We start from the raw sequence: 21,797 nt of genomic DNA on the forward strand, positions 1-21,797 counted from the left end.
ACATGGCCACCCTCAACCTCGCCGTCATCCTCGCCGAGAATGCCCGGCGCCGCCCGGACCGCACCGCCCTCGTCGAGGGTGACCTGCGGCTGAGCTTCGGGCAGGTCTGGCAACGGGCGCTCGCCCAGGCCGGCGCCCTCGCCGGACTCGGTGTCCGGCCGGGGGACCGGGTGGCGCTGATGGCGCCCAACACGGCAGAGTTCCCGATCGCGTACTACGCCGTCGCGGCCGCGGGCGCAGTCATCGTGCCCGTGCATCTGCTGCTGTCGCCCGGCGAGGTCGAGCACGTCCTGCGCGACAGCGGCGCGACGCTGCTGCTCGTCCACCCGGCGCAGGCGGAGACCGGTACCGCCGCCGCGCTGGCCGCCGGGGTCCGGGCCGTCACCCTGGACGCCGACTTCGAACGGCTCGCGGCGGCCGCCGAGCCGCTGCCGTCGTACGTGAGCCTCGAGGCGGACGACCCGGCCGTCGTCCTGTACACGAGCGGCACCACCGGCGTCCCCAAGGGGGCCGTGCTCAGCCACTTCAACCTGGTGATGAACGCGACCGTCAATGCCTTCGACGCCAACGACACCCGGCCCGACGACATCGCGCTCGGCGCGCTCCCGCTGTTCCACGCGTTCGGGCAGACCGTGTCCCTGAACTCCACCTGGCGGGCGGGTGCGACGCTCGTGCTGCTGCCGCGCTTCGACGCGGGGCGGGCGATCGAGCTGATGGTGAAGGAGAAGGTGAACACCTTCCACGGGGTGCCGACGATGTACGTCTCCCTGCTGGCCGCGGCCGCCGAGGCGGACGTGCTGCCCGAGCTGAAGATGTGCGTCTCCGGCGGTGCCTCGCTGCCGGTGGCCGTGCTGGAGCGGTTCGAGAAGGCGTTCGGGTCGACCGTGTACGAGGGATACGGCCTGTCGGAGACCTCGCCTGCGGCGACCGTGAACCAGCCCGTGTTCGGCACCCGGCCCGGCACCATCGGGCATGCGCTGTGGGGCGTGGAGGTGGAGATCGCCCGCGCCGAGGTCGGGGGAAGGATCGAGCTGCTGCCGGCCGGTGAGCTGGGCGAGGTGGTCGTCCGGGGCCACAACGTCTTCTCCGGGTACCTGGGCCGCCCCGAGGCCACCGCCGAGGTGCTCGTCGACGGCTGGTTCCGCACCGGCGACCTCGGCACCAAGGACGAGGACGGCTTCCTCAGGATCGTCGACCGCCAGAAGGACGTCGTCATCCGCGGCGGCTACAACGTCTATCCGCGGGAGGTCGAGGAGGTGCTCATGCGCCACCCCGGCATCGCCCAGGTCGCCGTGATCGGCCTGCCGGACGACCTGCACGGCGAGGAGGTCTGCGCGGTCGTCGTACCGGCGCCGGGCGCCGACCTCGACGCCGCCGGGGTCAGCGAGTGGTCCAAGCAGCACCTGGGCCGGCACAAGTACCCGAGGCGCGTGGAGTTCGCGGACGCCCTGCCGCTGGGGCCCAGCATGAAGGTGCTCAAGCGGGAGCTGCGCACGCGCTTCACGCGCTAGCCGCGCCGAGGACGCGCGAGCCGCGCAGGGGCCACCTGGCGAGACGCTCCTTACGGCGACCAGATGCATGGGCATAGCATCGGTGTCCGCATGGACACGATGACACTCTGGCACATCACCGGCTGGGAGTTCGCCGCCCTCGCCTTCGCCGCGCTCCTGGTCGGCTTCTCCAAGACGGCCGTGAGCGGGGCCAACACGGTCAGCCTCGCCGTCTTCGCGGCCGTACTGCCGGCCCGCGCCTCCACCGGGGTGCTGCTGCCGGTACTCATCGCCGGCGACGTGCTGGCGGTCCTCACCTACCGGCGGCACGCCCACTGGCCCACGCTGTGGCGGCTGTTCCCGGCGGTCGCGGCGGGCGTCGTGCTCGGCACGCTGTTCCTGGTATGGGCCGACGACGGGGCCGTGCGGACCTCGATCGGGGCGATCCTGCTGCTGATGGCGGGAGTGACGATCTGGCGCCGCAGGTCGGCGGAGGCGACGGAGGCGGAGCCGGAGGCGGTGACCAGCAGGCCGGGCCGGATCAAGGCCCGCTCGTACGGCGTCCTCGGCGGCTTCACCACGATGGTCGCCAACGCGGGCGGCCCGGTGATGTCGATGTACCTGCTGTCGGCGGGCTTCCGGAAGCTGGGCTTCCTGGGCACCTCCGCGTTCTTCTTCCTGATCGTCAACGTTTCCAAGGTGCCCTTCAGCGCGGGGCTCGGGCTGATCGACGGCCGGTCGCTGCTGCTGGACGCGGCGCTCGTGGTGTTCGTGGTGCCCGGCGCGATCCTCGGCAAATGGGCCGTGAACCGGATCAACCAGCGGCTGTTCGAGCAGCTGGTGATCGCGGCGACGGTGGTGGGCGGCCTGCAGCTGCTGCTGCGCTAGCGCCGCCCGTCCAGCCCCAGGAGCGACGGGAGGCCGGCGAACGAGTCGATCACGTGATCGGGCGTGCCGTCGGCCGCCCGGTGTGTCTCGGGCCGATACTTCCCGGTCCTCACCAGCACCCCCGTGACCCCGGCCCGCTGGGCCGCGAGGACGTCGGACTCGATGTCGTCGCCCACCATCACGGCGTCGCCCGCCCGCACGCCGAGCCGGCCCAGCGCGGCCTCGAAGAACGCTGCCGACGGCTTCCCTGTCACCACTGCCTCGGTACCGGCGGCCCGCTCCAGCCCGGCCAGGAACGCCCCGGTGTCGAGCTGAAGGCCGTCCCTGGTACGCCAGTACAGGTTGCGGTGCATGGCCACGAGCCGCGCCCCGCGCTCCAGGTGCCCGAACGCCCGGTTGAGCGCCGGGTACGTGAACTCGGGCCCGGCGCCTCCGACGACCACGACGTCGACCGCCTCGTCCGCGGCGGCCACGTCGGCGGACACCAGCCGCACTCCCTCCAGGTCCTCGCCGATGTCCCCGCTGTTCAGCAGCAGGCACCGCGCCCCCGGGAAGTGCGCGGTGAGATACGCGGCGGTCACCGCCGGTGCGGTCAGGATGTCGTCCGGCGTCACCGGGAAGCCGGCCTCCGCGAGCGTCGCGGCGAGGGACGCGCGTGTGCGGGACGTCGTGTTGGTCACCAGGGCGACCGGCAGCCCGGCGTCCCGGATCGCCCGCAGCGCGTCCACCGCACCGGGCAGGGGCCGCCACGAGACGGTGAGAACGCCGTCGATGTCGATGAGCACGGCACGGACCTGGTCCATGCCTGGACGATAGCCATTCGGGTGCGCCGGGGCGGGGTCCCGGCCGATGACGGGGACGGCTCTGTGGGCCGATCGGCCGCACCGCGCGAAGCCCGCGACGGGAGACACGTGATGGCAGGCGAACCGTCCTTCTTCGAGATCGGTGTGGCCGACCCCGAGCGCGGTCGCGCCTTTTACGGAGCCCTCTTCGGCTGGAGCCTCGAACCCGGGCCGAGCGGCCGTGGGTTCACCATCGGCACCGGCGGGCTGCCGGGCGGCATGCACGGCGGCGACGAGCACGCGTCCCCGTACCTCTTCTTCCGGGTCGACGACATCGACGCCGCGATCGCCCGGGTGCGGGAACTCGGCGGCAGCGTCGAGGACATCGGTCAGCAGGACCCGGACTCCGACGCCCGGTTCGGCCGCTTCACCCTGTGCCGCGACGACCAGGGCTCGCCCTTCGGCCTGCACCAGCCGCCGCGGGCATGACCGGGCGAGCTCGGTCCCGCCCCGCTCCCGGCCGGACGGAAGGCCCCCGCCGCGCCCCGTACCCTCGACGCCATGCCCCGTCACGTCCTGATCCTCGGCGGCACCACCGAGGCCCGCGAACTCGCCGCCGTGCTGGCCACCCGCCCCGACGTGCGGGTCACCACGTCACTGGCGGGGCGGGTGTCGCGGCCGGGGGCGGTCGGCGGAGCGGTGCGCACCGGCGGGTTCGGCGGCGCCGAGGGACTGGCCGGGTGGCTGCGCGCGCACGAGGTCGCGGCCGTCGTCGACGCCACACATCCCTTCGCCGAGGCGATCACCGCGCACACGGTCCGGGCCGCCGCCCTGTCCGGCGTCCCGGCCGTCGTGCTGCGCCGTCCCGGCTGGCGGCCCGTGCCCGGGGACGACTGGCACCCGGTCGCCTCCCTGGGCGCGGCCGCGGAGCTGCTGCCGCGGCTCGGCCGCCGGGCGTTCCTCACCACCGGCCGCCTGGGCCTCGCCGCCTTCGCCCATCTCGCGGAGCCGCACTTCGTCGTCCGGTCCGTGGAGCCGCCCGGGCCGCCGATGCCGCCGCACACCGATGTGGTCCTGGCCCGAGGCCCGTTCACCGTCGCCGGCGAGGCGGCGCTGCTGCGGGAGCACCGCATCGACGTGATCGTCACCAAGGACAGCGGGGGAGCGGCGACGGCCGCCAAGCTCACGGCGGCCCGTGACCTGGGCATCCCCGTCGTCGTCGTACGCCGTCCGCCGCTGCCGCCGGGCGCGGCGGCCGTACCGGACGTGCCGGGCGCCCTGGCGTGGCTCGGGTGAGGCCAGGGCTGTCCCGACTCAGAGGATCTTGCGGTGCACCAGTGCCGACAGCACCAGCGCTCCAGGCAGCAGCGGCACCCACACGGTGAGCACCCGGTAGGCGATCACGGTCGCCGTCGCCAGCCCCACCGGTGCCCCGAACGCGGCCATGGTGAAGACCAGCGCCGCGTCCACCGGCCCGATCCCGCCGGGCGCGGGTACGGCGCCGACCGCCGTGCTGGCGATGAGCAGGGCGAAGACGACCTGCGCCCAGGACAGCTGAAGCCCGAGGGAGAAGCCGACGGTGGCGATCACGCTGCCCTGGAGCAGCGGCGTGGCGGCCGCGCCGCCCCAGAGCGCGAGGACGCGGCTGGGCCGGGTGTGCAGCAGGCGGGCGTCGGTCAGGGCGGTGCGCAGGAAGCCGACGGCCGGGCGGCGCAGGGCGGGGACGACGGCCAGCAGGCAGCCGGCCACCACGAGGGCGACGCCCACGCCCGCGGCGGCCAGCAGCAGGGTGCTGTCGTCGGGGACGAGTTCGCCGAGGTGCAGCATGCCGGGGAGGGCCACCAGGAACACGATCAGTACGGCTGTCTTCGCCACCGGCTTGACCAGCGAGTACAGGGCGAGGGAGGCGGTGCCGCGGGCCAGGGGTATGCCCTGGCTCTGGAGGAAGCGCAGGGTCACCGCGTGGGCGCCGATGCTGGCCGGCAGGACGTGGTTGGCGGCGCCGGCGGCGAACTGCGAGGCGATGAGCAGTCCCGGCGGCAGCCGCTCGGGGATGGCGCCCTGGCGTGTCAGCGCGGCGGCCAGCCAGCCGAGGCAGGTGAAGAACAGGGCGGCGAGCAGCCAGCCGGCGTCGGCGGCGGCCAGCCGGGCGGCGCCGCCCCGCACGGAGGGCCAGTCGACGACGGCCCAGCCGCCGATCAGCAGCAGCGGCAGCGCGGTGAGGCCGTGCCGGGTGAGACGGGAGAGGCGTGCGGCGGAGGGGGAGCGGACGGGGGCGGCGGTGGCGAGCGCGCTGGGGAGAGCGGCGGCCGGCGGAACCAGGGTCACGGCGTACGTCGTCCTTCCGCATCGCGCCCGGAAGGAGCGGGGTGGACGGATGCAAGGCGAGACAGGTGGGGACGGCCGAAACGTGCCCGGCCGGCATGACGCTCCGGTGTCCAGCAGCCGAAGTGGCGCCAGCGGGCAGCGCAAGAAAGCGGCGGTGACAGCGCCGGGCCGGGGCGCCGGGCCGCTCGCCGGGTCGCCCTCCGGCGTGGCCGGCCCGGGCGGCCCTAGCGGTCCTGGGGGTTCCTGCGCAGCAGATACGTGTCCATGATCCAGCCCTTGCGCTCCCGCGCCTCGGCACGCAGCCGCTCGATGCGGGGCGCCGCCTCGGCGATCGGGCCCGAGGCGAGGACCTCGTCCGGCGTGCCGATGTAGGCGCCCCAGTAGATGTCGATGTCCTGGTCGGCGAACCGCCGGAAGACCTGGTGGGCGTCGAGCATCACGACCACGTCGTCCACGCCCTCGGGGAAGCCCTCGGAGAGCCGCCTGCCGGTGGTGATCTGCACCGGCCGGGCGACCCGGTTCAGCCCCGTGCGATGCCGGGCGACCAGCGCCGAGACGCTGCTGATGCCCGGCACGACGTCGTACTCGAAGTCCACCGTGCCGCGCCTGAGAACCTCCTCCAGGATCCCGAGCGTGCTGTCGTACAGCGCCGGGTCGCCCCAGACCAGGAAGGCGCCGGTCTCTCCTTCGCCCAGCTCCTCGGCGATCAGCCGCTCGTAGATGCCGGCGCGGGCGCTGCGCCAGTCTCCGACGGCCGGTGAGTACGCGGCCCCGCCCGCGCTCCGGTCCCGGTCCGGGTCACGCGCCTCGACCAGGCGATACGTCCCCTCCGGCAGATGCGTGTCGAGCATCTGTCTGCGCAGCCGGGTGAGGTCGGCCTTCATCTCGCCCTTGTCGAGCAGGAAGAAGACGTCCGTGCTCCGCAACGCCCGGACCGCCTGCAGGGTCAGCTGGTCGGGGTCGCCCGCGCCGATACCGATGACATGGATTTTTCGCACGCGCCGAGTCTGCCCCACTCCGGCGGCAGCGGTCCCACCGCCTCGTGCACGACGGCCCGGACCGCGTCTGACGTCCCTCACGCGCCCCGCAGACCCGGCGCGCGCGCCGCCGCCTCCACCACGGTCCCGCGCTCCACGTCGCCCGCCAGGGCTCGTGCCCACTGTGCCAGACCCGGCAGATCCAGGTCGTACGGCCGCTTGCGTCCCGTCCGCGCCGCCCACTCCTCGATCGCGCCCGCCCCGCGGCGCAGCAGCCGGGCCCCGCCCGTCGTGTTGCCGCGGGCCGCGTGGGTGAGCCCGACCGCCAGCTGGGCGAGGCCGCGCCACAGGGCGCGTTCCTCGTCGGGACCGGACTTCCAGGCGTCCTCGAAGACCTCGTGCGCGTGGAAGGGCTTGCCCGCGTCCAGCAGGGCCTGTGCCTCGTCGACCGTCTCCCCAGGCGTCCGTACGAGCCCCTCGGGCTGCCGTGCCACGCCCTGGGCGTCGTACGGCAGGGGCCGTCCGAGCCCGTCGCGTGGTCGTGCGTTGCGCGCGCGGCCCTCGCTGTCGCGGTCCCTTGCGCCGGTCTGACGTCCTTCCGGTGTGCTGCCCATACCGTGATTGTGCCGCCCGCGGTCCCGCTTCGGCGTGTCCGGGGGCGTGGGGTAAAGTACCCAGCGCGCGCTCACGCGGTTCTCCGCGACGAGGTGTATCGGGACGTGGCGCAGCTTGGTAGCGCACTTGACTGGGGGTCAAGGGGTCGCAGGTTCAAATCCTGTCGTCCCGACAGTTCGGCGAGGGGCCATCATTTCGGTGGCCCCTTTTCCATGGATCCGTGGGGCCGGATGGTACAAGCGGGAGCATGAGCGACGAATTCATCTCCTTCCGTTTCCTCTCCTTGTGCTCGATCTCCTTCCGTCCGGGCGGTGCGCGATGACCGCGGGTATCGACACCCCGGACCGGCGCGGCCGCACCGGGCTCGACCGGACCGGCCGCGATCTGACCGGCAACCCGCGCGTCAAGGTGCGGGACGTGAAGCTGCTGTCCAGCCACTGGTACGTGGAGCGGACGACCACCTTCGACTTCCGGCACGCCGACGGCACCTGGAGCACCCAGGAGCGCGAGACGCACGACCGCGGCAACGGCGCCACGATGCTGCTCTACGACGCCGCCCGCGAGACCGTGCTGCTCACCCGCCAGTTCCGGTTCCCGGTGTATGTGAACGGGCACCCCGACGGCATGCTGATCGAGACGCCCGGCGGACTGCTCGACGACGGTGACGAGCACCCGGAGCAGGCCGTGCGGCGTGAGGTGATCGAGGAGACCGGGCACACCATCGACGCCGTCGAGCACGTCTTCGACATCTACATGAGCCCCGGCTCGGTCACCGAACGCGTCAGCTTCTACGCCGCCGCATACGGGCCGGCGACCCGCACCCACGAGGGCGGCGGCCTCGGTGAGGAGGGCGAGGACATCGAGATCCTCGAACTTCCCTTCCGCAGGGCCCTGGAGATGATCCGCACCGGCGAGATCGCCGACGCCAAGACCATCATGCTGCTGCAATGGGCGGCGCTCGAAGGGCCGTTCGCCAAGCGGTAGCCCGCACTTCCTTGACTTGAAGTGCGCTTCAGCCTGAAGACTCCCGTTCGTGCGCCGGACAACCGGGCGCGAACGGGAGGGATCACCATGAAGTACCGCACCATCGGCACCGATCCGCGGCACCGCCGCGAGGTCAGCGTGCTCGCCCTCGGCGCCATGCTCTTCGGCTCGCTCACGGACGAGCGAACCTCCTTCGCCGTCCTCGACCGCTACGTCGAGGCCGGCGGCAACTTCATCGACACCTCGGACAACTACGCCTTCTGGGCCGACGGCGGGCAGGGCGGCCAGAGCGAGGAACTCCTCGGCCGCTGGCGGCGCAGCCGCGGCATCGGCGACGAGGTGGTGATCGCCACCAAGCTGGGCGCCCGCCCCCTCGCCCCCGGCACCAGCTACATCGACAACCCGGAGGGCCTGTCGGCGAAAGTGATCCGCGAGGCGGCGGAGCGCAGCCGCGAGCGGCTCGGCATGGACCGGCTGGACCTGCTGTACGCCCACATCGACGACCCCACCGTCCCCCAGCAGGAGACCGTCGAGGGGTTCGCCGCCCTGGTCGAGGACGGCACGGCCGGGCTGCTCGGGGTCAGCAACCAGGCGATATGGCGGGTGGAGCGGGCCCGCGCGCTCGCCGCCGCGGCAGGGCTGCCCGGCTACGAGGTCCTCCAGTACCAGCACAGCCACCTGCGCCCCAGGTTCGACGTCCCGAGCGACCTCTTCCCCGACGGCAGCCTCGGTCACGCGGGGGCCGAGCTCCTCGGCTATCTGCGGGCCGAGCCGGCGCTGACGCTGGTCGCCTACTCGCCGCTGCTGGGCGGGGCGTACGCCCGCGAGGACAAGCCGCTGCCCCCCGACTACGACCACCCCGGCACGCCCGCCCGGCTCGCGGTACTGCGCGAGGTCGCGCGCGAGACCGGTGCCACCGTGGGGCAGGTGGTGCTGGCCTGGCAGCTCGGGGCGGAGCTGCCGGTGATCCCGCTGGCCGGGGCCTCGTCGGTGGCGCAGCTGGAGGAGAACCTCGCGGCGCTGGAGCTGGAGCTGACGGCGGATCAGCGGGCCCGGCTGGACGCCGCGCACTGACGTCAGGGCCGTACCAGGAGCTGGAAGTCGAAGGCGTACCGGGACGCGCGGTAGAGGTGCGTCCCGTACTCCACGGCGCGGCCGGTGTCGTCGTAGGCCGTGCGCCGCATGGTCAGGAGTGCGGCGCCCGTCGTCTCCTCGAGGCGGGCGGCCTCCTCGGCGGTGGCGCCGCGGGCGCCGACGCTCTGGTGGGCGCTGTGCAGGGTGACGCCGGTGGACCGCAGCATGCGGTACAGGCCGGTCGTCTCCAGCCGGCCGGTGTCCAGGGGGAGCAGGCCCGCGGGCAGGTAGTTGCACAGCAACGCCACCGGGCGGCCGTGGGTGAAGCGCAGCCGCTCCAGCACGGTGACCTCGCCGCCCTCGGGCACGGCGAGGGCGGCCGCGACGCCGGCGCCGGCCGGCACCGTCTCGTTGCGGAGCAACCGCGTGGTGGGCCGCTGCCCGGCGGCGTCCAGGTCGTCGTAGAGACTGCTGAGCTCCAGCGGGCGTCTGACCTGCCGGTGCACGACCTGGGTGCCCACGCCCCGGCGGCGGACCAGCAGGCCCTTGTCGACCAGGGACCGGATGGCCTGGCGGACCGTGGGCCGGGACAGGCCGAGGCGGACCGACAGGTCGATCTCGTTGCCCAGTTGGTCGCCCGGGGTGAGGAGGCCGCTCTCGACGGCTGCCTCCAGTTGCTGGGCGAGCTGGTGGTAGAGCGGCACGGGACTGGTGCGGTCGAGGGCGAAGCGGATGGCGGCGAGCCCCGGTGCGGTACTGGTCATGGCGTCCCTCCCAGCCCCCACCGTAGCAGTTTGTTCTAACATTAGGACCTGCTTGTGAAATGATGTCTTAACAAAGTATTGACAGTGAGCGCGCCAGGGACTTTGATCCCGTCCCAACAACAGCCTTTCCCCCATCGCACAGTGAGGTGCAGGAAAGATGGACCGCTCTCGCAGAATCACTTCCGCCCTGGCCGTGGCAGCGGCGGCGGCCCTGGCCCTGGCCGGCTGCTCCAGCAGCTCCGGAGGCAAGAAGGCCGAGGAGGGAGCGGACGGCGCCTCGGCGGGCAAGGCCGGCACGCCCCGGATGACGGTCGCCCTGGTCACCCACCAGGCGCCGGGCGACACCTTCTGGGACATCGTGCGCAAGGGCGCCGAGGCCGCCGCCGCCAAGGACAACATCAAGCTCGTCTACTCCGCCGACCCCAACGCCGGCAACCAGGCCAACCTGGTCCAGAACGCCATCGACCAGAAGGTCGACGGCATCGCCGTCACCCTCGCCAAGCCGGACGCCCTGAAGGGGGTCCTCGGCAACGCCGAACAGGCCGGGATCCCGGTCGTCGGCCTCAACTCCGGTGTGAGCGACTGGAAAGAGCTCGGCCTGATGGAGTTCTTCGGGCAGGACGAGAACGTGGCCGGCGAGGCGCTCGGCAAGCGGCTCAACGCGGAAGGCGCGAAGAAGGCCGTCTGTGTGATCCAGGAGCAGGGCAACGTCGGCCTCACACAGCGCTGCGACGGGGTGAAGCAGACGTTCGAGGGCACCACGGAGACCCTCAACGTCAACGGCACCGACATGCCCTCGGTGAAGTCGACGATCACCGCCAAGCTCAAGCAGGACAGCGCCATCGACTACGTCGTGGCCCTCGGAGCCCCGTTCGCGATGACCGCCGTGCAGTCGGTGTCCGAGGCGGGCAGCGAGGCCGAGGTCGCCACCTTCGACCTCAACAAGGACCTGACCGGGGCCATCGAGCGCGGCGACATCCAGTTCGCCGTCGACCAGCAGCCCTATCTCCAGGGGTATCTGGCGATCGACGGGCTGTGGCTCTACAAGAACAACGGCAACTACAGCGGTGGCGGTGAACAGCCCGTGCTGACCGGCCCGGCGTTCGTCGACAAGTCCAACGTCGAGCGGATTTCCGCGTTCGCCGCGAAGGGGACCCGGTGATGGGTATGACCGAGCAGGCCGTGCCGGCGGTGAGCGCACCGCCGGACCCGGGCGCCGAGCCGCCGCCCGACGGACGCACCCGGCAGCGGCCCCTGGCGCTGAGACTGCTCGCCCGGCCCGAGGTCGGCGTCTTCCTCGGCGCCGTCGCCGTGTTCGTCTTCTTCCTGATCGCCGCGCCCTCGCTCCGCCAGGGCGGCTCGATGGCCACGGTCCTCTACCAGGCGTCCACCATCGGGATCATGGCGCTGCCCGTGGCCCTGCTGATGATCGGCGGTGAGTTCGACCTGTCGGCCGGCGTCGCCGTGGTCACCTCGGCGCTCACCGCGGCCATGCTGAGCTATCAACTGACCCTGAACGTCTGGACGGGCGTGGTCGTCGCGCTCGTGGTGTCGGTCGGCGTCGGCGCGTTCAACGGCTGGGTGCTGGTGAAGACGGGATTGCCGAGCTTCCTGGTCACCCTCGGCACCTTCCTGATCCTGCAGGGCGTGAACCTCGCCGTCACCAAGACGGTCACCGGCAACGTCGCCACCGACGACATCAGCACCATGGACGGCTTCGAGCAGGCCAGGGCGCTGTTCGCCTCGTCCTTCGACGTCGGGGGCGTCCAGGTGAAGATCACCGTGTTGTGGTGGCTCGTGTTCGCGGCCCTGGCCACCTGGGTGCTGCTGCGCACCAAGTACGGCAACTGGATCTTCGCCGTCGGCGGGAACAAGGAGAGCGCCCGGGCGGTCGGTGTCCCGGTGACCTTCACCAAGATCACGCTGTTCATGCTGGTCGGCTTCGGCGCCTGGTTCGTCGGCATGCACCAGCTGTTCTCCTTCAACACCGTGCAGTCCGGCGAGGGCGTCGGGCAGGAGCTGATCTACATCGCCGCGGCCGTCATCGGCGGCTGTCTGCTGACCGGCGGCCACGGCTCCGCCATCGGGCCGGTCTTCGGCGCGTTCATGTTCGGCATGGTCCAGCAGGGCATCGTCTACGCCGGTTGGAACCCCGACTGGTTCAAGGCCTTCCTGGGTGTGATGCTGCTCGGTGCCGTCCTCATCAATCTGTGGGTGCAGCGCACCGCGACCCGGAGGTGACCGCCATGACCACGACCCACGGAGCAGCGCCCCAGGACGCCACGCCCCAGGGCGCCGGAGCCCTCGTCGCACTGCGCGGCGCCGGCAAGTCCTACGGGAACATCCGCGCCCTGCACGGTGTCGACCTCGCCGTTCACCCCGGCAAGGTGACCTGCGTCCTGGGCGACAACGGCGCCGGCAAGTCCACCCTCATCAAGATCATCTCCGGGCTGCACCGGCACACCGAGGGCGAGTTCCTCGTGGACGGCGATCCGGTGCGCTTCTCGACCCCGCGCGAGGCCCTCGACAGGGGCATCGCCGCCGTCTACCAGGACCTCGCGACGGTCCCGCTGATGCCGGTCTGGCGGAACTTCTTCCTCGGCTCCGAGCTCACCAAGGGACCCTGGCCACTGCGCCGCCTCGACATCGCCCGCATGAAGCGGACCGCCGACGAGGAACTGCGCAACATGGGCATCGTCCTCGACGACCTGGAACAGCCGATCGGCACGCTCTCCGGCGGCCAGCGCCAGTGCGTGGCCATCGCGCGCGCCGTCCACTTCGGCGCCCGCGTCCTCATCCTGGACGAGCCGACGGCGGCCCTGGGCGTCAAGCAGTCCGGTGTCGTCCTGAGGTACATCGCCGCCGCCCGCGACCGTGGGCTCGGCGTCATCTTCATCACGCACAATCCCCACCACGCCTACATGGTCGGCGACCACTTCAGCGTGCTGCGCCTCGGCACCCTCGAACTGAGCGCCGACCGCAGCGAGGTGAGCCTGGAGGAGCTGACCAACCACATGGCCGGCGGCGCGGAACTCGCCGCCCTCAAGCACGAGCTGTCACAGGTGCGGGGCGTCGAGGTGGAGGAGCTTCCCGAGGCGGAGGACCTCGCCGGGCCGCCCTCCAAGGACTCTCCCGCGCCCGCCGCCTCTCCGGCCGCCTCTTCCGAAGGGACCACCTGACATGGCCGACACCCCCGCCCTCGACCGCATCCGGGTCGGCTCGGCGCCGGACTCCTGGGGCGTCTGGTTTCCCGACGACCCCCAGCAGGTGCCCTGGGAACGCTTCCTGGATGAGGTCGCCGAGGCCGGGTACTCCTGGATCGAGCTCGGCCCCTACGGCTATCTGCCGACCGACCCGGCCCGGCTCACCGACGAGGTGGAAAGGCGCGGCCTGAAGGTCTCGGCCGGCACCATCTTCACCGGCCTGCACCGCGGCCCGTCCGTCTGGGACGCCACCTGGGAGCACGTCAGCCAGGTCGCCGCCCTCACCCAGGCGATGGGCGCCGGGCACCTCGTGGTCATCCCGTCGTTCTGGCGCGACGACAGGACCGCCGAGATCCTGGAGCCGCCGGAGCTGACCGGCGAGCAGTGGGCGCACCTGACCAAGGGCATGGAGCGCCTCGGGCACGAGGTCAAGGAGAGGTTCGGCCTGGACATCGTCGTGCACCCGCACGCCGACACCCACATCGACACCGAGGACCACGTCGAGCGCTTCCTCGACTCGACCGACTCCGAGCTGGTCCAGCTCTGCCTGGACACCGGGCACTACGCCTACTGCGGCGGCGACAGCGTCAAGCTCATCGAGACGTACGGCGAGCGCATCGGCTATCTGCACCTCAAGCAGGTCGACCCGGAGATCCTCGCCGACGTCGTCGCGAACGAGGTGCCGTTCGGGCCGGCCGTGCAGCGCGGGGTGATGTGCGAACCGCCGGCCGGCGTGCCGGAGCTGGGCCCGGTCCTGGCGGCCGCTCAGGGGCTGGGCGTGGACCTGTTCGCGATCGTCGAGCAGGACATGTACCCCTGCGAGCCCGGCAAGCCGCTGCCGATCGCGGTGCGCACCCGCAAGTTCCTGCGGTCCTGCGGAGCCTGACGGCCCGCCGGGGCCGGTCCGTGCGGCCGGCGGGTCACCGCTTGTCCGCGGGCCGCCTCCGGCCCCGTACCACGAGCACCCCGCCCACGACGGCGAGCACGAACCCGGCGGTGGCCGCGCCGATCGGGACCGTCCGGCCGACCGCGCGCAGCTGCGCCCCGTCTGCCTTCGCCTTGTCGACCGCGAACTCCTGCGTGGCGGGTGTGTGGCTGAGCTTCTCCACGTCCAGCAGGACCACGGCGTCCTTCTCGGCGCCGGGGGCGCGCAGCGTCTGGCGGGGGCCCAGCCGGGCGAACAGGACACGGCCCGTGGGCTGGTCGACGACCAGCTTGATGCCGTGGTTGGAGTACCACTCCTCCGCGAACACCTGCGCGGCGCCGGGCCGCCCGACCAGGGCTCCCGGGACCTGACGGGTGCCGATCTTCGTGGGCGGGACGGTGCCCGTGAAGACGTATCCCCGGTGGCCGCGGATCTCCTCGGTGCCCCGGTAGGAGAGGGTGACCGTCGAGCCGAGCTGGCTGTCCCACCAGCGGTACGCGCGTTTTTGCACGTCGAAGGGGAACTTCAGGTATGCCTCGCCCTCGTGGTACGGCTGCTCCTGGCAGCAGTGGGCGGGCCGGTTGCTCCTGCGGTCGGTGACCCAGCGGGCGGTCGAGAAGTCCAGCGCGTCGTGCGGGTCGGCGGCGGGCAGCGACTTCTCGGTGTCGACCGTGGTCACCACGTCCCACACCGCGCGGCCGCTGCGTTCGCTGTCGGCGACGTCCCCGCGCACCCGCTGGGTGACGGTGACGGGCCGGTCGTGGACCGTCTCGGTCTCCGCGACGTCGAAATAGCTGCCCGTGCCCTTGTAGACGGCGGTCACGTCGATGTCGACCGGGGTCACGGCCGCGCGTGGCGTGACGTACCACGCGAGCATCGGCGCGAGGACGAGCAGGAAGACACCCAGGCCCAGCAGGACCAGGGAGAGGGGCGAGGCGCTACGGCGCATCCGGCACTCCAGGGCTTGGCTGCCCCGGGACCGTAGGCCCTGGCGCCGCGCCGCGTCTACGCACCGGCGTGACAAACCGGTTGCGGCCACCGCTCATGGGCACGCCAAAATGGCGCACACCCCGCGCCCACCCTCGGAGGCCCCGTGATCCACCGCACCCTGGCCGAGCCGGACCTCGACCGTGTCCTCGCGTTGCTGCCCGCCGGCCGGCCCGGCGTCTGGGCCGACGCGGACCTGTTCCGGGAGCGGCTCGCCCGGGGCGAGTACCGTCCGGAGTGGACGTGGGTCGCGGAGGAGGCGGGTGAGCTGCACGCCGTGGCGGTGTGGTGGGGCAACCCCGGTGACGAGCGGCCCGGCGCGCTCGACACCCTGAACGCCGTGGCGTCCGCCGCCCGCACGGACGTGGCCGCGGGCCTCCTCGCCACGGCCCACGCGTCCTTCGAGGGGACTCCGCCGGAGTTCCACATCCTGCTGCCCGCCGACTGGCGGGAGCGGCCGGACGTCGTCGCCGCACTCGGCTGGCGGCAGGAGGCGGCCCGGCGCGCAGGCCTCACCACGGCGGTGGAACGCCTGCGCTACGAGTGGACCCGCGACAGCGGCGTCCCCGCGCCACCCCGCCGGCTGCGCTTCCGCCCCGAGCCCGACGACGAGGTCTTCGCCGGGCTGTTCCGCCGGGTGCTCGACGGCACGCTCGACGCCGCGTCCCGCGCCGAGGCCGCGGCAGTGGGCCCGGAGGCGCAGGCGCGCGCCGACGTGGCCTTCTACCGTGACGTGATGCCCGGCGAGCGCTCCTGGTGGCGGGTGGCCGAGGACGCCGACGGCCGCACGGCGGGTTTCGCCCTGCCCTCCCGCAACACCGGCTCGCATGTCGTCGGCTACCTGGGCGTCCTGCCCGAGCAGCGTGGTCACGGCTACGTCGACGACTTGCTCGCCGAGATCACCCGCATCCTCGCGCAGGAGGCGGGCGCGGACGTCGTGCGGGCCGACACCGACCTCACCAACCGCCCGATGGCCGCCGCCTTCGACCGCCTCGGGTACCGCAACTTCGCCCGCCGGATGGTGCTGTCGGCGCCCTGAGGACGGGCCGTGCCCGGGTGCGGTGACGCTTCGGTCCGGGCCCGCCGAGGGCGTGAGCATCTGCCCGGGTCCGCGGACGCGGGGCGCGGCGGCGCGGATCCCGGATGCCGGTCGGGCCCCTCCGGGGCCGGTGCGGTTCAGGTGTGGTGTGGTGCCGGCGCCTCCGGACAGCTCCCGGGGAGGGCCTGTCCAGGTCCCTGCGTGGCGGGCGCGCCGCCACGCACCGCGGTCGCCCGGCGTGCGTGGTGGCCCCCGAGGGCCCTCGGCCCGTCATCCGGGTGCGCTCCACGGGCGCGGGCCCGGACCCTGTGCGAGATTGCCGACTGAGGGAGGCCGGGCGCGGGTCGCTGTCCCTCACCTGTGCCGATCGGGTACCCGCCCGGCCCCGCCCGCCGTGATGTCCCACCGACCCGGGGGTTCGACCCGATGGCCCTGCACAAGACCAGCCGCCCGGAACCGGGTCCCGAAGACGACGTGTACGCCCTGCCCATCAGCGAGCGGGCGCTGCCGAAGTACCGGATGCCCGAGGGCGTGTCCGACGCCCGCGCCGTCCGGGCCCTGATCCACGACGAGCTGAGCCTGGACGGCAACGCCTCGCAGAACCTGGCGACCTTCTGCACCACGTGGGCGGAGCCGGAGGTGCACCAGCTCATGGACGAGTGCCTCGGCAAGAACATGGTCGACAAGGACGAGTACCCGCAGACCGCCGCGATCGAGAACCGCTGCGTCCACATGCTCGCCGACCTGTGGAACTCCCCGGACGGCGCCACCACCGTCGGCTGCTCCACCACCGGCTCCAGCGAGGCCGGCATGCTCGGCGGACTCGCCCTGAAGTGGCGCTGGCGCGAACGCCGCCGCGCCGAGGGCAGGCCCACCGACCGCCCCAACCTGGTCGTCGGGCCGGTCCAGGTGTGCTGGGAGAAGTTCGCCCGCTACTTCGACGTGGAGCTGCGCCAGGTCCCGCTGGAGAAGGACGCGCTGGGGCTGCGCGCGCACCAGCTGCGGGAGTACGTCGACGAGAACACCATCGGCGTGGTGGCCATCCTCGGCGTCACCTACACCTGCGTGTACGAGCCGGTCGCCGAGATCGCCGCTGAACTCGACCGGATCCAGGCGGACACCGGCCTCGACGTCCCGGTGCACGTCGACGCGGCCAGCGGCGGCTTCGTCGCCCCGTTCCTCCAGCCCGATCTGGCCTGGGACTTCCGGTTGCCCCGCGTGGCCTCCATCAACGTCTCGGGGCACAAGTACGGCATGGCTCCGCTGGGCGTCGGCTGGGTGGTCTGGCGCTCGCCCGAACTTCTCCCCGAGGACCTGGTCTTCCGCGTCGCCTACCTCGGCGGCGACATGCCCACCTTCGCCCTGAACTTCTCCCGTCCCGGCGGCGAGGTGATCGCCCAGTACTACAACATGCTGCGCCTCGGCCGTGCGGGTTACACCAAGGTGCACGGTGCCTGTGCCGCCACCGCCAAGATGCTGGCCGAAGAGGTCGCCGGCATGGGCCCCTTCACGGTCCTCCACGACGGCCAGGGCGCTCTTCCGGCGGTGACCTGGACGCTGAGCGAAACCGGCACGGCCCCCTTCACGCTGTACGACGTCACCGACCAGCTGCGCCGCCGCGGCTGGCAGGTCCCGGCGTACCCCCTCGCCCTCGGCCGGGAGGACACCGTCGTACAGCGCGTACTGGTCCGGCACGGGACCAGCTACGACAAGATCTCGCTCCTCGCGAACGACCTGCGCACCGCCGTCGGGGACCTCGGCGCGGGACCGGCGGCCCATGTGACGCCGCAGCCGGGGTTCCACCACTGAGATGATCGATTCCAAGGGGTTAGTGATCGTAGGCGGTCAGTGATCGTAGAACGGGCTTACCGGTGTGGTCGTTGTGCCAGATCGCTGCGGTGAGCGCGAGGATGCGCTGCATGACGCGGGCGACGACACCGACGGGTGTGCGTCCTCGGTGCTGTTCGAGATCGAGTTGGCCCTTGAAGGTCTCGTTGACGGGCTCGATGACCTGCCGCAGGGGTTTGAGTAGGGGTGCTCCGGGCCGTTCCGGTTCGCCTTTGCGGGCTGGCCGCAGGAGCCGGATGTCCTGTTCGGCGAGCTCGCGTTCGAAGTTCTGGCCGAAGTAGTTCTTGTCGCCGATCAGTGTCTGTCCGGGCCGGGCGGTGACGAGGCCGGGTTCGGCGGCGAGGAGGTCCAGCAGGGTCTCGCGCTCGTCGGCCTTGGCCCCGGTCAGGGCAAAGGCGATGGGCAGGCCCTGGAGGGTGCACACCAGGTGTAGCCGCAGGCCCCAGAAGAAGCGGCTGTGGCTGGCGCAGTAGCCGTGTTCGGCCCATCCGGCCAGGTCGGAGCGTTTGACGGTCTCGCGGGAGCGGCCGCATTCCACCGGCGCGGAGTCCGCGATCCACACGTCGTCGCTCCACACCGAACTGTCCGCGGCCAGTAACCGGGTGACCCGGCGGAGCAGTTCGGCGGCCTTGCGCAACCGCTTGTTGTAGCCGGGCTGCTGGGGCAGGTAGGGGAAGAGGTGTCGCAGGTGGGAGCGGGCGTGGCGGAGCCACGTGGCTTCCGAGGTGAAGCCGAGCATGGCTTGCATCATTGCCAGTGTGACGAGTTCGGCGTCGGTGAGCTGCGGGGCGATCCCCACGGTCGGACGCCACGGCGCCAGATGCGGAGACGCCTTCAGCAGGTCGTCGGTCTTCACATAGAGTGCCGTCGCGAGGGTGTCCAGGTTGTTCGTCACAAAACGATCTTGGGCGCCCTCGTCTTCGTCTCCGCCGGCACCCCTTGACTTCGATCGTCCGGTGAGTCTTGCCCAGCCACAGCCACCGGTTCACAGAAAGGATCGTGGCATGTCCAGCGACCGTCTCATGCGCATCCACAGCGCCGAGTTCCAGGCCATGGCCGAGAGGGTCCTGCGGGTCACCGAGCTCACCTCCCGCCTGAACTTCCTGCCTTTCGACGACGAAGCGGGCAAGGTCGAACTGTTCGAACAGATCCTTGGCAAGCCACTGCCGCCGAGAGTCACGATCTATCCGCCCTTCTACACGGACCACGGCCTGAACCTCGACCTCGCCGAGCGCGTCTTCATCAACCAGAACTGCACGTTCCTGGACTATGCCGGCATCCGACTCGGCGAGCGCGTGATGATCGGACCGAAGGTCACGTTCATCACCAGCGGCCACCCGGTTGATCCCGAGGAGCGGCGGCTGTACCTCACCGGCGCACCCATCGACGTGGCGGAGAATGTGTGGATCGGTGCCGGTGCCACGATCCTGCCCGGCGTCAGCATTGGACGTGACGCCGTGGTTGCCGCTGGCGCGGTCGTGGCCGATGACGTTCCGCCGGCCAGCCTGGTGACCGGCAGCAAGGCAACCGTGCACCGAAAGTGGTGACGGCCTCTTCGGGGCCACGCCGAGCCCGACTGCGGGCAGCCATAAGCCACATCGGAAGCCTGGAGCCGAAGCCACAGGCTCCACTCCAGGGGGCAGACCCTCCGCTCGCTCACCGACCCCTTGGAATTGATCATCTGAGTCAGACGGTACGGACCTCCTCGACCCGCACGGGCCGGTGCTCCCGCAGCGACAGTGTGCAGGCCTCCGCGATCCAGCCCGCCTCGAGCGCGTCCGCGACCGTGCACGGCGAGGACCGGGTGCCCGCGACGACCTCGGTGAACGCGGTGAGTTCGGCACGGTAGGCGGCGGCGAAGCGGTCCATGAAGAAGTCGTGCGGGGTGCCCGCGGGGAAGGTCACCCCGGGCTCCACCGACCGCAGCGGCAGCTTGTCCTCCAGTCCGACGGCGATGGAGTCCTCGAAGCCGTGCAGCTCCATGCGGACGTCGTAACCCCGCCCGTTGTGGCGGCTGTTGGAGATCACCGCGATCGTGCCGTCGTCCAGCGTGAGCAGCGCGCCCGTGGTGTCGGCGTCGCCCGCCTCCGCGATGTACCGCGCACCACGGTTCCCGCCGACGGCGTACACCTCGGTCACCTCGCGGCCCGTCACCCAGCGGACGATGTCGAAGTCGTGCACCGAGCAGTCGCGGAAGATGCCGCCGGAGGCGGCGACGTACGCGGCCGGCGGCGGCGCCGGGTCCAGGGTCGTCGACCGCACGGTGTGCAGCTTGCCCAGCGCACCGGCGAGCACGGCGTCCCGCGCCGCGGTGAACGCGGCGTCGAAGCGCCGGTTGTAGCCGATCTGCACCGGCACGTCCCGGCCCTCGACCGCCCTCAGTACCGCCACGCCCTCGGCCATGGTGCGGGCGACGGGCTTCTCGCAGAACACCGGCACGCCCGCGTCCACCGCGGCCAGGACGAGGCCGGGGTGGGCGTCGGTCGCGGCGGCGATCACCACCCCGTCGACCCCGGCGGCCAGCACCGCCTCGGGCGAGTCGCAGACCTCGGCGCCGAACCGCTCGGCGGCGGCCTTGGCGGCCTCCGCGAACGGGTCGGCGACGACGAGCGACGCGACCGCGTCGAGGCCGGACAGGGTTTCGGCGTGGAAGGCACCGATGCGGCCGAGGCCCAGAATTCCGATACGCATAGGGGCGTTGCTCCTTGGGGTCCTTTGGTCTGGGGGTCCTTGGGGACCTTGCGGTCCTCAGGTGACGGAACGGCACACCGCTGTCATTGTTGTCAGTACAAACCCCTCGAACAACCAGCAGCAGCCCATCAAAAACCCCTCAGGGAGCCGTCCGTGGGACACCCTTTCCCGATCCGGGAGATCGCACGTCAGGCCGGTCTGAGCGAGGCCACCGTCGACCGGGTCCTCAACGGGCGGGGCGGCGTGCGCGAGAGCACCGCCGAAGAGGTGCGCCGTGCCATCGCCGACCTGGACCGGCAGCGCGGCCAGGTCCGGCTGGCGGGTCGCACCTTCATGATCGACATCGTGATGCAGGCGCCGGAGCGGTTCAGCACCGCCGTACGCGCAGCCCTGGAGGCGGAGCTGCCGTCCCTGCACCCCGCCGTGGTGCGCTCGCGGTTCCACTTCCGTGAGACCGGGCCGGTGGCGGAGCAGGTGCGCACCCTGGACCGGATAGCCCGGCGGGGCTCCCAGGGCGTGGTCCTCAAGGCCCCGGACGTCCCCGAGGTCACGGCCGCCGCGGCCCGGCTCCACGCGGCGGGCATCCCGGTCGTCACCCTGGTCACCGACCTGCCGGCCGGCGCCCGTCTCGGCTACGTGGGCATCGACAACCGGGCGGCGGGCGCGACCGCCGCGTACCTCATGGGCCAATGGCTCGGCGACCGGCCCGGCAACGTCCTCACCAGCCTCAGCAGCGGCTTCTTCCGTAACGAGGAGGAACGCGAGATGGGCTTCCGCAGCGCGATGCGCGCCCGGCAGCCGGAACGTTCCCTGGTCGAGATCGCCGAGGGCCAGGGCCTGGACGCCACGCAGTACGACCTCGTCCGCGCCGCCCTGGAACGCGACCCGGACATCCGCGCCGTCTACTCCATCGGCGGTGGCAACAACGCCACCCTGCGTGCCTTCGCGGACCTGGGCCGCGAGTGCGCGGTGTTCGTCGCGCACGACCTCGACCACGACAACATCCGCCTGCTGCGCGAGCACCGGCTGTCGGCCGTGCTCCACCACGACCTGCGCCAGGACCTGCGCGAGGCGTGCCACCAGGTGATGCGCGCGCACGGCGCGCTGCCCCCCGCCGGTCCCACCCTGCCGTCCGCGATCCAGGTGGTGACGCCCTACAACATGCCGCCCCAGGCGGCGGCCGTGTGACATCGGCACGGCCC

At 72.1% G+C, this 21,797-nt stretch carries 22 protein-coding genes and 1 tRNA gene; 15 read left to right on the forward strand and 8 right to left on the reverse strand.

Translation table 11 applies throughout. The annotated features are described in order from the left end of the window. Positions 1 to 2 precede the first annotated feature (2 nt). Complete coding sequence (locus tag ACIHCM_RS07775; protein WP_399890758.1) at positions 3 to 1,511, forward strand: long-chain fatty acid--CoA ligase; 1,509 nt, start codon at positions 3 to 5, stop codon at positions 1,509 to 1,511. A 90-nt stretch (positions 1,512 to 1,601) separates the two neighbouring features. Next, complete coding sequence (locus ACIHCM_RS07780) at positions 1,602 to 2,378, forward strand: sulfite exporter TauE/SafE family protein (protein ID WP_399890761.1); 777 nt, start codon at positions 1,602 to 1,604, stop codon at positions 2,376 to 2,378. On the opposite strand, the gene ACIHCM_RS07785 is transcribed toward ACIHCM_RS07780, so the two are convergent. After that, entirely contained in the window at positions 2,375 to 3,181 is an 807-nt protein-coding gene (locus ACIHCM_RS07785; protein ID WP_399890764.1) for an HAD-IIA family hydrolase, read from the reverse strand. The two genes, ACIHCM_RS07780 and ACIHCM_RS07785, sit on opposite strands and share 4 nt — an antisense overlap. 111 nt (positions 3,182 to 3,292) lie before the next feature. Between ACIHCM_RS07785 and ACIHCM_RS07790 the strand changes: the two genes are divergently transcribed. Together ACIHCM_RS07790 and ACIHCM_RS07795 are read left to right on the forward strand one after the other, a co-directional pair. Beyond that, positions 3,293 to 3,649, forward strand: a complete 357-nt coding sequence (locus ACIHCM_RS07790; RefSeq protein WP_399890768.1) for a VOC family protein — start codon at positions 3,293 to 3,295, stop codon at positions 3,647 to 3,649. 72 nt (positions 3,650 to 3,721) lie between these two features. After that, on the forward strand, positions 3,722 to 4,456 hold the full coding sequence (locus ACIHCM_RS07795) for a cobalt-precorrin-6A reductase (RefSeq protein WP_399890771.1): 735 nt from the start codon (positions 3,722 to 3,724) through the stop codon (positions 4,454 to 4,456). Between the two features lie 18 nt (positions 4,457 to 4,474). Here the strand turns inward: ACIHCM_RS07795 and ACIHCM_RS07800 are convergent, their stop codons facing one another. From ACIHCM_RS07800 to ACIHCM_RS07810, 3 genes are all read right to left on the reverse strand, one after another. Continuing rightward, positions 4,475 to 5,488: a YbhN family protein gene (locus ACIHCM_RS07800; protein ID WP_399890775.1), complete on the reverse strand. Its 1,014-nt coding sequence runs from the start codon at positions 5,486 to 5,488 to the stop codon at positions 4,475 to 4,477. Between the two features lie 224 nt (positions 5,489 to 5,712). After that, a complete protein-coding gene (gene cobF, locus ACIHCM_RS07805; protein WP_399890778.1) occupies positions 5,713 to 6,486 on the reverse strand; it encodes a precorrin-6A synthase (deacetylating) in 774 nt (257 codons plus the stop codon). A 77-nt stretch (positions 6,487 to 6,563) separates the two neighbouring features. Continuing rightward, complete coding sequence (locus tag ACIHCM_RS07810; protein ID WP_399890781.1) at positions 6,564 to 7,079, reverse strand: DUF309 domain-containing protein; 516 nt, start codon at positions 7,077 to 7,079, stop codon at positions 6,564 to 6,566. Positions 7,080 to 7,178: 99 nt separating this feature from the next. Between ACIHCM_RS07810 and ACIHCM_RS07815 the strand changes: the two genes are divergently transcribed. The 3 genes from ACIHCM_RS07815 to ACIHCM_RS07825 all read left to right on the forward strand — a co-directional run bounded on the left by ACIHCM_RS07815 (position 7,179) and on the right by ACIHCM_RS07825 (position 9,138). Further along, a tRNA-Pro gene (locus tag ACIHCM_RS07815) sits at positions 7,179 to 7,252 on the forward strand. A 146-nt stretch (positions 7,253 to 7,398) separates the two neighbouring features. Continuing rightward, complete coding sequence (locus tag ACIHCM_RS07820) at positions 7,399 to 8,064, forward strand: NUDIX domain-containing protein (RefSeq protein WP_399890784.1); 666 nt, start codon at positions 7,399 to 7,401, stop codon at positions 8,062 to 8,064. Between the two features lie 87 nt (positions 8,065 to 8,151). Next, positions 8,152 to 9,138, forward strand: a complete 987-nt coding sequence (locus ACIHCM_RS07825) for an aldo/keto reductase (RefSeq protein WP_399890787.1) — start codon at positions 8,152 to 8,154, stop codon at positions 9,136 to 9,138. A gap of 2 nt (positions 9,139 to 9,140) precedes the next feature. On the opposite strand, the gene ACIHCM_RS07830 is transcribed toward ACIHCM_RS07825, so the two are convergent. Next, positions 9,141 to 9,902, reverse strand: coding sequence for a GntR family transcriptional regulator (locus ACIHCM_RS07830; protein ID WP_399890790.1), 762 nt, complete (start codon positions 9,900 to 9,902; stop codon positions 9,141 to 9,143). A 157-nt stretch (positions 9,903 to 10,059) separates the two neighbouring features. Here ACIHCM_RS07830 and ACIHCM_RS07835 point away from each other — a divergent pair, with 157 nt between their 5' ends. From ACIHCM_RS07835 to ACIHCM_RS07850, 4 genes are read left to right on the forward strand one after another with little or no spacing between them, the layout of a single operon-like run. Beyond that, the gene (locus ACIHCM_RS07835; RefSeq protein WP_399890794.1) at positions 10,060 to 11,064 is read left to right on the forward strand and encodes a sugar ABC transporter substrate-binding protein; all 1,005 of its coding nucleotides are present in this window, start codon (positions 10,060 to 10,062) and stop codon (positions 11,062 to 11,064) included. Next, a complete protein-coding gene (locus ACIHCM_RS07840; protein WP_399890797.1) occupies positions 11,064 to 12,143 on the forward strand; it encodes an ABC transporter permease in 1,080 nt (359 codons plus the stop codon). The genes ACIHCM_RS07835 and ACIHCM_RS07840 overlap by 1 nt, the downstream gene beginning before the upstream one ends. 5 nt (positions 12,144 to 12,148) lie before the next feature. Then, entirely contained in the window at positions 12,149 to 13,081 is a 933-nt protein-coding gene (locus ACIHCM_RS07845) for an ATP-binding cassette domain-containing protein (RefSeq protein WP_399890800.1), read from the forward strand. Between the two features lies 1 nt (position 13,082). Further along, positions 13,083 to 13,991, forward strand: a complete 909-nt coding sequence (locus ACIHCM_RS07850) for a sugar phosphate isomerase/epimerase family protein (RefSeq protein WP_399890803.1) — start codon at positions 13,083 to 13,085, stop codon at positions 13,989 to 13,991. Positions 13,992 to 14,025: 34 nt separating this feature from the next. On the opposite strand, the gene ACIHCM_RS07855 is transcribed toward ACIHCM_RS07850, so the two are convergent. Continuing rightward, positions 14,026 to 14,979: a DUF3068 domain-containing protein gene (locus ACIHCM_RS07855; protein WP_399890806.1), complete on the reverse strand. Its 954-nt coding sequence runs from the start codon at positions 14,977 to 14,979 to the stop codon at positions 14,026 to 14,028. Positions 14,980 to 15,123: 144 nt separating this feature from the next. On the opposite strand from ACIHCM_RS07855, the gene ACIHCM_RS07860 reads away from it, so the two are divergent. Both ACIHCM_RS07860 and ACIHCM_RS07865 read left to right on the forward strand, forming a co-directional pair. Next, the gene (locus tag ACIHCM_RS07860; RefSeq protein WP_399890809.1) at positions 15,124 to 16,056 is read left to right on the forward strand and encodes a GNAT family N-acetyltransferase; all 933 of its coding nucleotides are present in this window, start codon (positions 15,124 to 15,126) and stop codon (positions 16,054 to 16,056) included. A gap of 426 nt (positions 16,057 to 16,482) precedes the next feature. Then, positions 16,483 to 17,865, forward strand: coding sequence for a glutamate decarboxylase (locus ACIHCM_RS07865; protein ID WP_399890812.1), 1,383 nt, complete (start codon positions 16,483 to 16,485; stop codon positions 17,863 to 17,865). A gap of 19 nt (positions 17,866 to 17,884) precedes the next feature. Here ACIHCM_RS07865 and ACIHCM_RS07870 read toward each other — a convergent pair whose 3' ends face one another. Further along, positions 17,885 to 18,799 carry an IS982 family transposase gene (locus ACIHCM_RS07870; protein WP_399890815.1) on the reverse strand — a complete coding sequence of 305 codons (915 nt, stop codon included), beginning with the start codon at positions 18,797 to 18,799 and terminating at the stop codon, positions 17,885 to 17,887. Positions 18,800 to 18,908: 109 nt separating this feature from the next. Between ACIHCM_RS07870 and ACIHCM_RS07875 the strand changes: the two genes are divergently transcribed. After that, positions 18,909 to 19,451 carry a DapH/DapD/GlmU-related protein gene (locus ACIHCM_RS07875; RefSeq protein ID WP_399890819.1) on the forward strand — a complete coding sequence of 181 codons (543 nt, stop codon included), beginning with the start codon at positions 18,909 to 18,911 and terminating at the stop codon, positions 19,449 to 19,451. A gap of 139 nt (positions 19,452 to 19,590) precedes the next feature. Here ACIHCM_RS07875 and ACIHCM_RS07880 read toward each other — a convergent pair whose 3' ends face one another. Then, positions 19,591 to 20,595: a Gfo/Idh/MocA family oxidoreductase gene (locus ACIHCM_RS07880; RefSeq protein ID WP_399890822.1), complete on the reverse strand. Its 1,005-nt coding sequence runs from the start codon at positions 20,593 to 20,595 to the stop codon at positions 19,591 to 19,593. Between the two features lie 153 nt (positions 20,596 to 20,748). On the opposite strand from ACIHCM_RS07880, the gene ACIHCM_RS07885 reads away from it, so the two are divergent. After that, positions 20,749 to 21,783 carry a LacI family DNA-binding transcriptional regulator gene (locus tag ACIHCM_RS07885; RefSeq protein WP_399890825.1) on the forward strand — a complete coding sequence of 345 codons (1,035 nt, stop codon included), beginning with the start codon at positions 20,749 to 20,751 and terminating at the stop codon, positions 21,781 to 21,783. The last annotated feature ends 14 nt before the right edge of the window (positions 21,784 to 21,797 follow it).

Origin of the sequence: Streptomyces sp. NPDC052023, assembly GCF_044548465.1 — a bacterium.
Classification (GTDB): domain Bacteria; phylum Actinomycetota; class Actinomycetes; order Streptomycetales; family Streptomycetaceae; genus Streptomyces.

Bases quoted from the DNA above. Each gene is read 5' to 3' on its own strand.
- ACIHCM_RS07775 (WP_399890758.1), top strand. From the start codon at position 3: ATGGCCACCCTCAACCTCGCCGTCATCCTCGCCGAGAATGCCCGGCGC.
- ACIHCM_RS07780 (WP_399890761.1), top strand. From the start codon at position 1,602: ATGGACACGATGACACTCTGGCACATCACCGGCTGGGAGTTCGCCGCC.
- ACIHCM_RS07785 (WP_399890764.1), bottom strand. From the start codon at position 3,181: ATGGACCAGGTCCGTGCCGTGCTCATCGACATCGACGGCGTTCTCACC.
- ACIHCM_RS07790 (WP_399890768.1), top strand. From the start codon at position 3,293: ATGGCAGGCGAACCGTCCTTCTTCGAGATCGGTGTGGCCGACCCCGAG.
- ACIHCM_RS07795 (WP_399890771.1), top strand. From the start codon at position 3,722: ATGCCCCGTCACGTCCTGATCCTCGGCGGCACCACCGAGGCCCGCGAA.
- ACIHCM_RS07810 (WP_399890781.1), bottom strand. From the start codon at position 7,079: ATGGGCAGCACACCGGAAGGACGTCAGACCGGCGCAAGGGACCGCGAC.
- ACIHCM_RS07820 (WP_399890784.1), top strand. From the start codon at position 7,399: ATGACCGCGGGTATCGACACCCCGGACCGGCGCGGCCGCACCGGGCTC.
- ACIHCM_RS07825 (WP_399890787.1), top strand. From the start codon at position 8,152: ATGAAGTACCGCACCATCGGCACCGATCCGCGGCACCGCCGCGAGGTC.
- ACIHCM_RS07830 (WP_399890790.1), bottom strand. From the start codon at position 9,902: ATGACCAGTACCGCACCGGGGCTCGCCGCCATCCGCTTCGCCCTCGAC.
- ACIHCM_RS07835 (WP_399890794.1), top strand. From the start codon at position 10,060: ATGGACCGCTCTCGCAGAATCACTTCCGCCCTGGCCGTGGCAGCGGCG.
- ACIHCM_RS07840 (WP_399890797.1), top strand. From the start codon at position 11,064: ATGGGTATGACCGAGCAGGCCGTGCCGGCGGTGAGCGCACCGCCGGAC.
- ACIHCM_RS07845 (WP_399890800.1), top strand. From the start codon at position 12,149: ATGACCACGACCCACGGAGCAGCGCCCCAGGACGCCACGCCCCAGGGC.
- ACIHCM_RS07850 (WP_399890803.1), top strand. From the start codon at position 13,083: ATGGCCGACACCCCCGCCCTCGACCGCATCCGGGTCGGCTCGGCGCCG.
- ACIHCM_RS07855 (WP_399890806.1), bottom strand. From the start codon at position 14,979: ATGCGCCGTAGCGCCTCGCCCCTCTCCCTGGTCCTGCTGGGCCTGGGT.
- ACIHCM_RS07865 (WP_399890812.1), top strand. From the start codon at position 16,483: ATGGCCCTGCACAAGACCAGCCGCCCGGAACCGGGTCCCGAAGACGAC.
- ACIHCM_RS07875 (WP_399890819.1), top strand. From the start codon at position 18,909: ATGTCCAGCGACCGTCTCATGCGCATCCACAGCGCCGAGTTCCAGGCC.
- ACIHCM_RS07880 (WP_399890822.1), bottom strand. From the start codon at position 20,595: ATGCGTATCGGAATTCTGGGCCTCGGCCGCATCGGTGCCTTCCACGCC.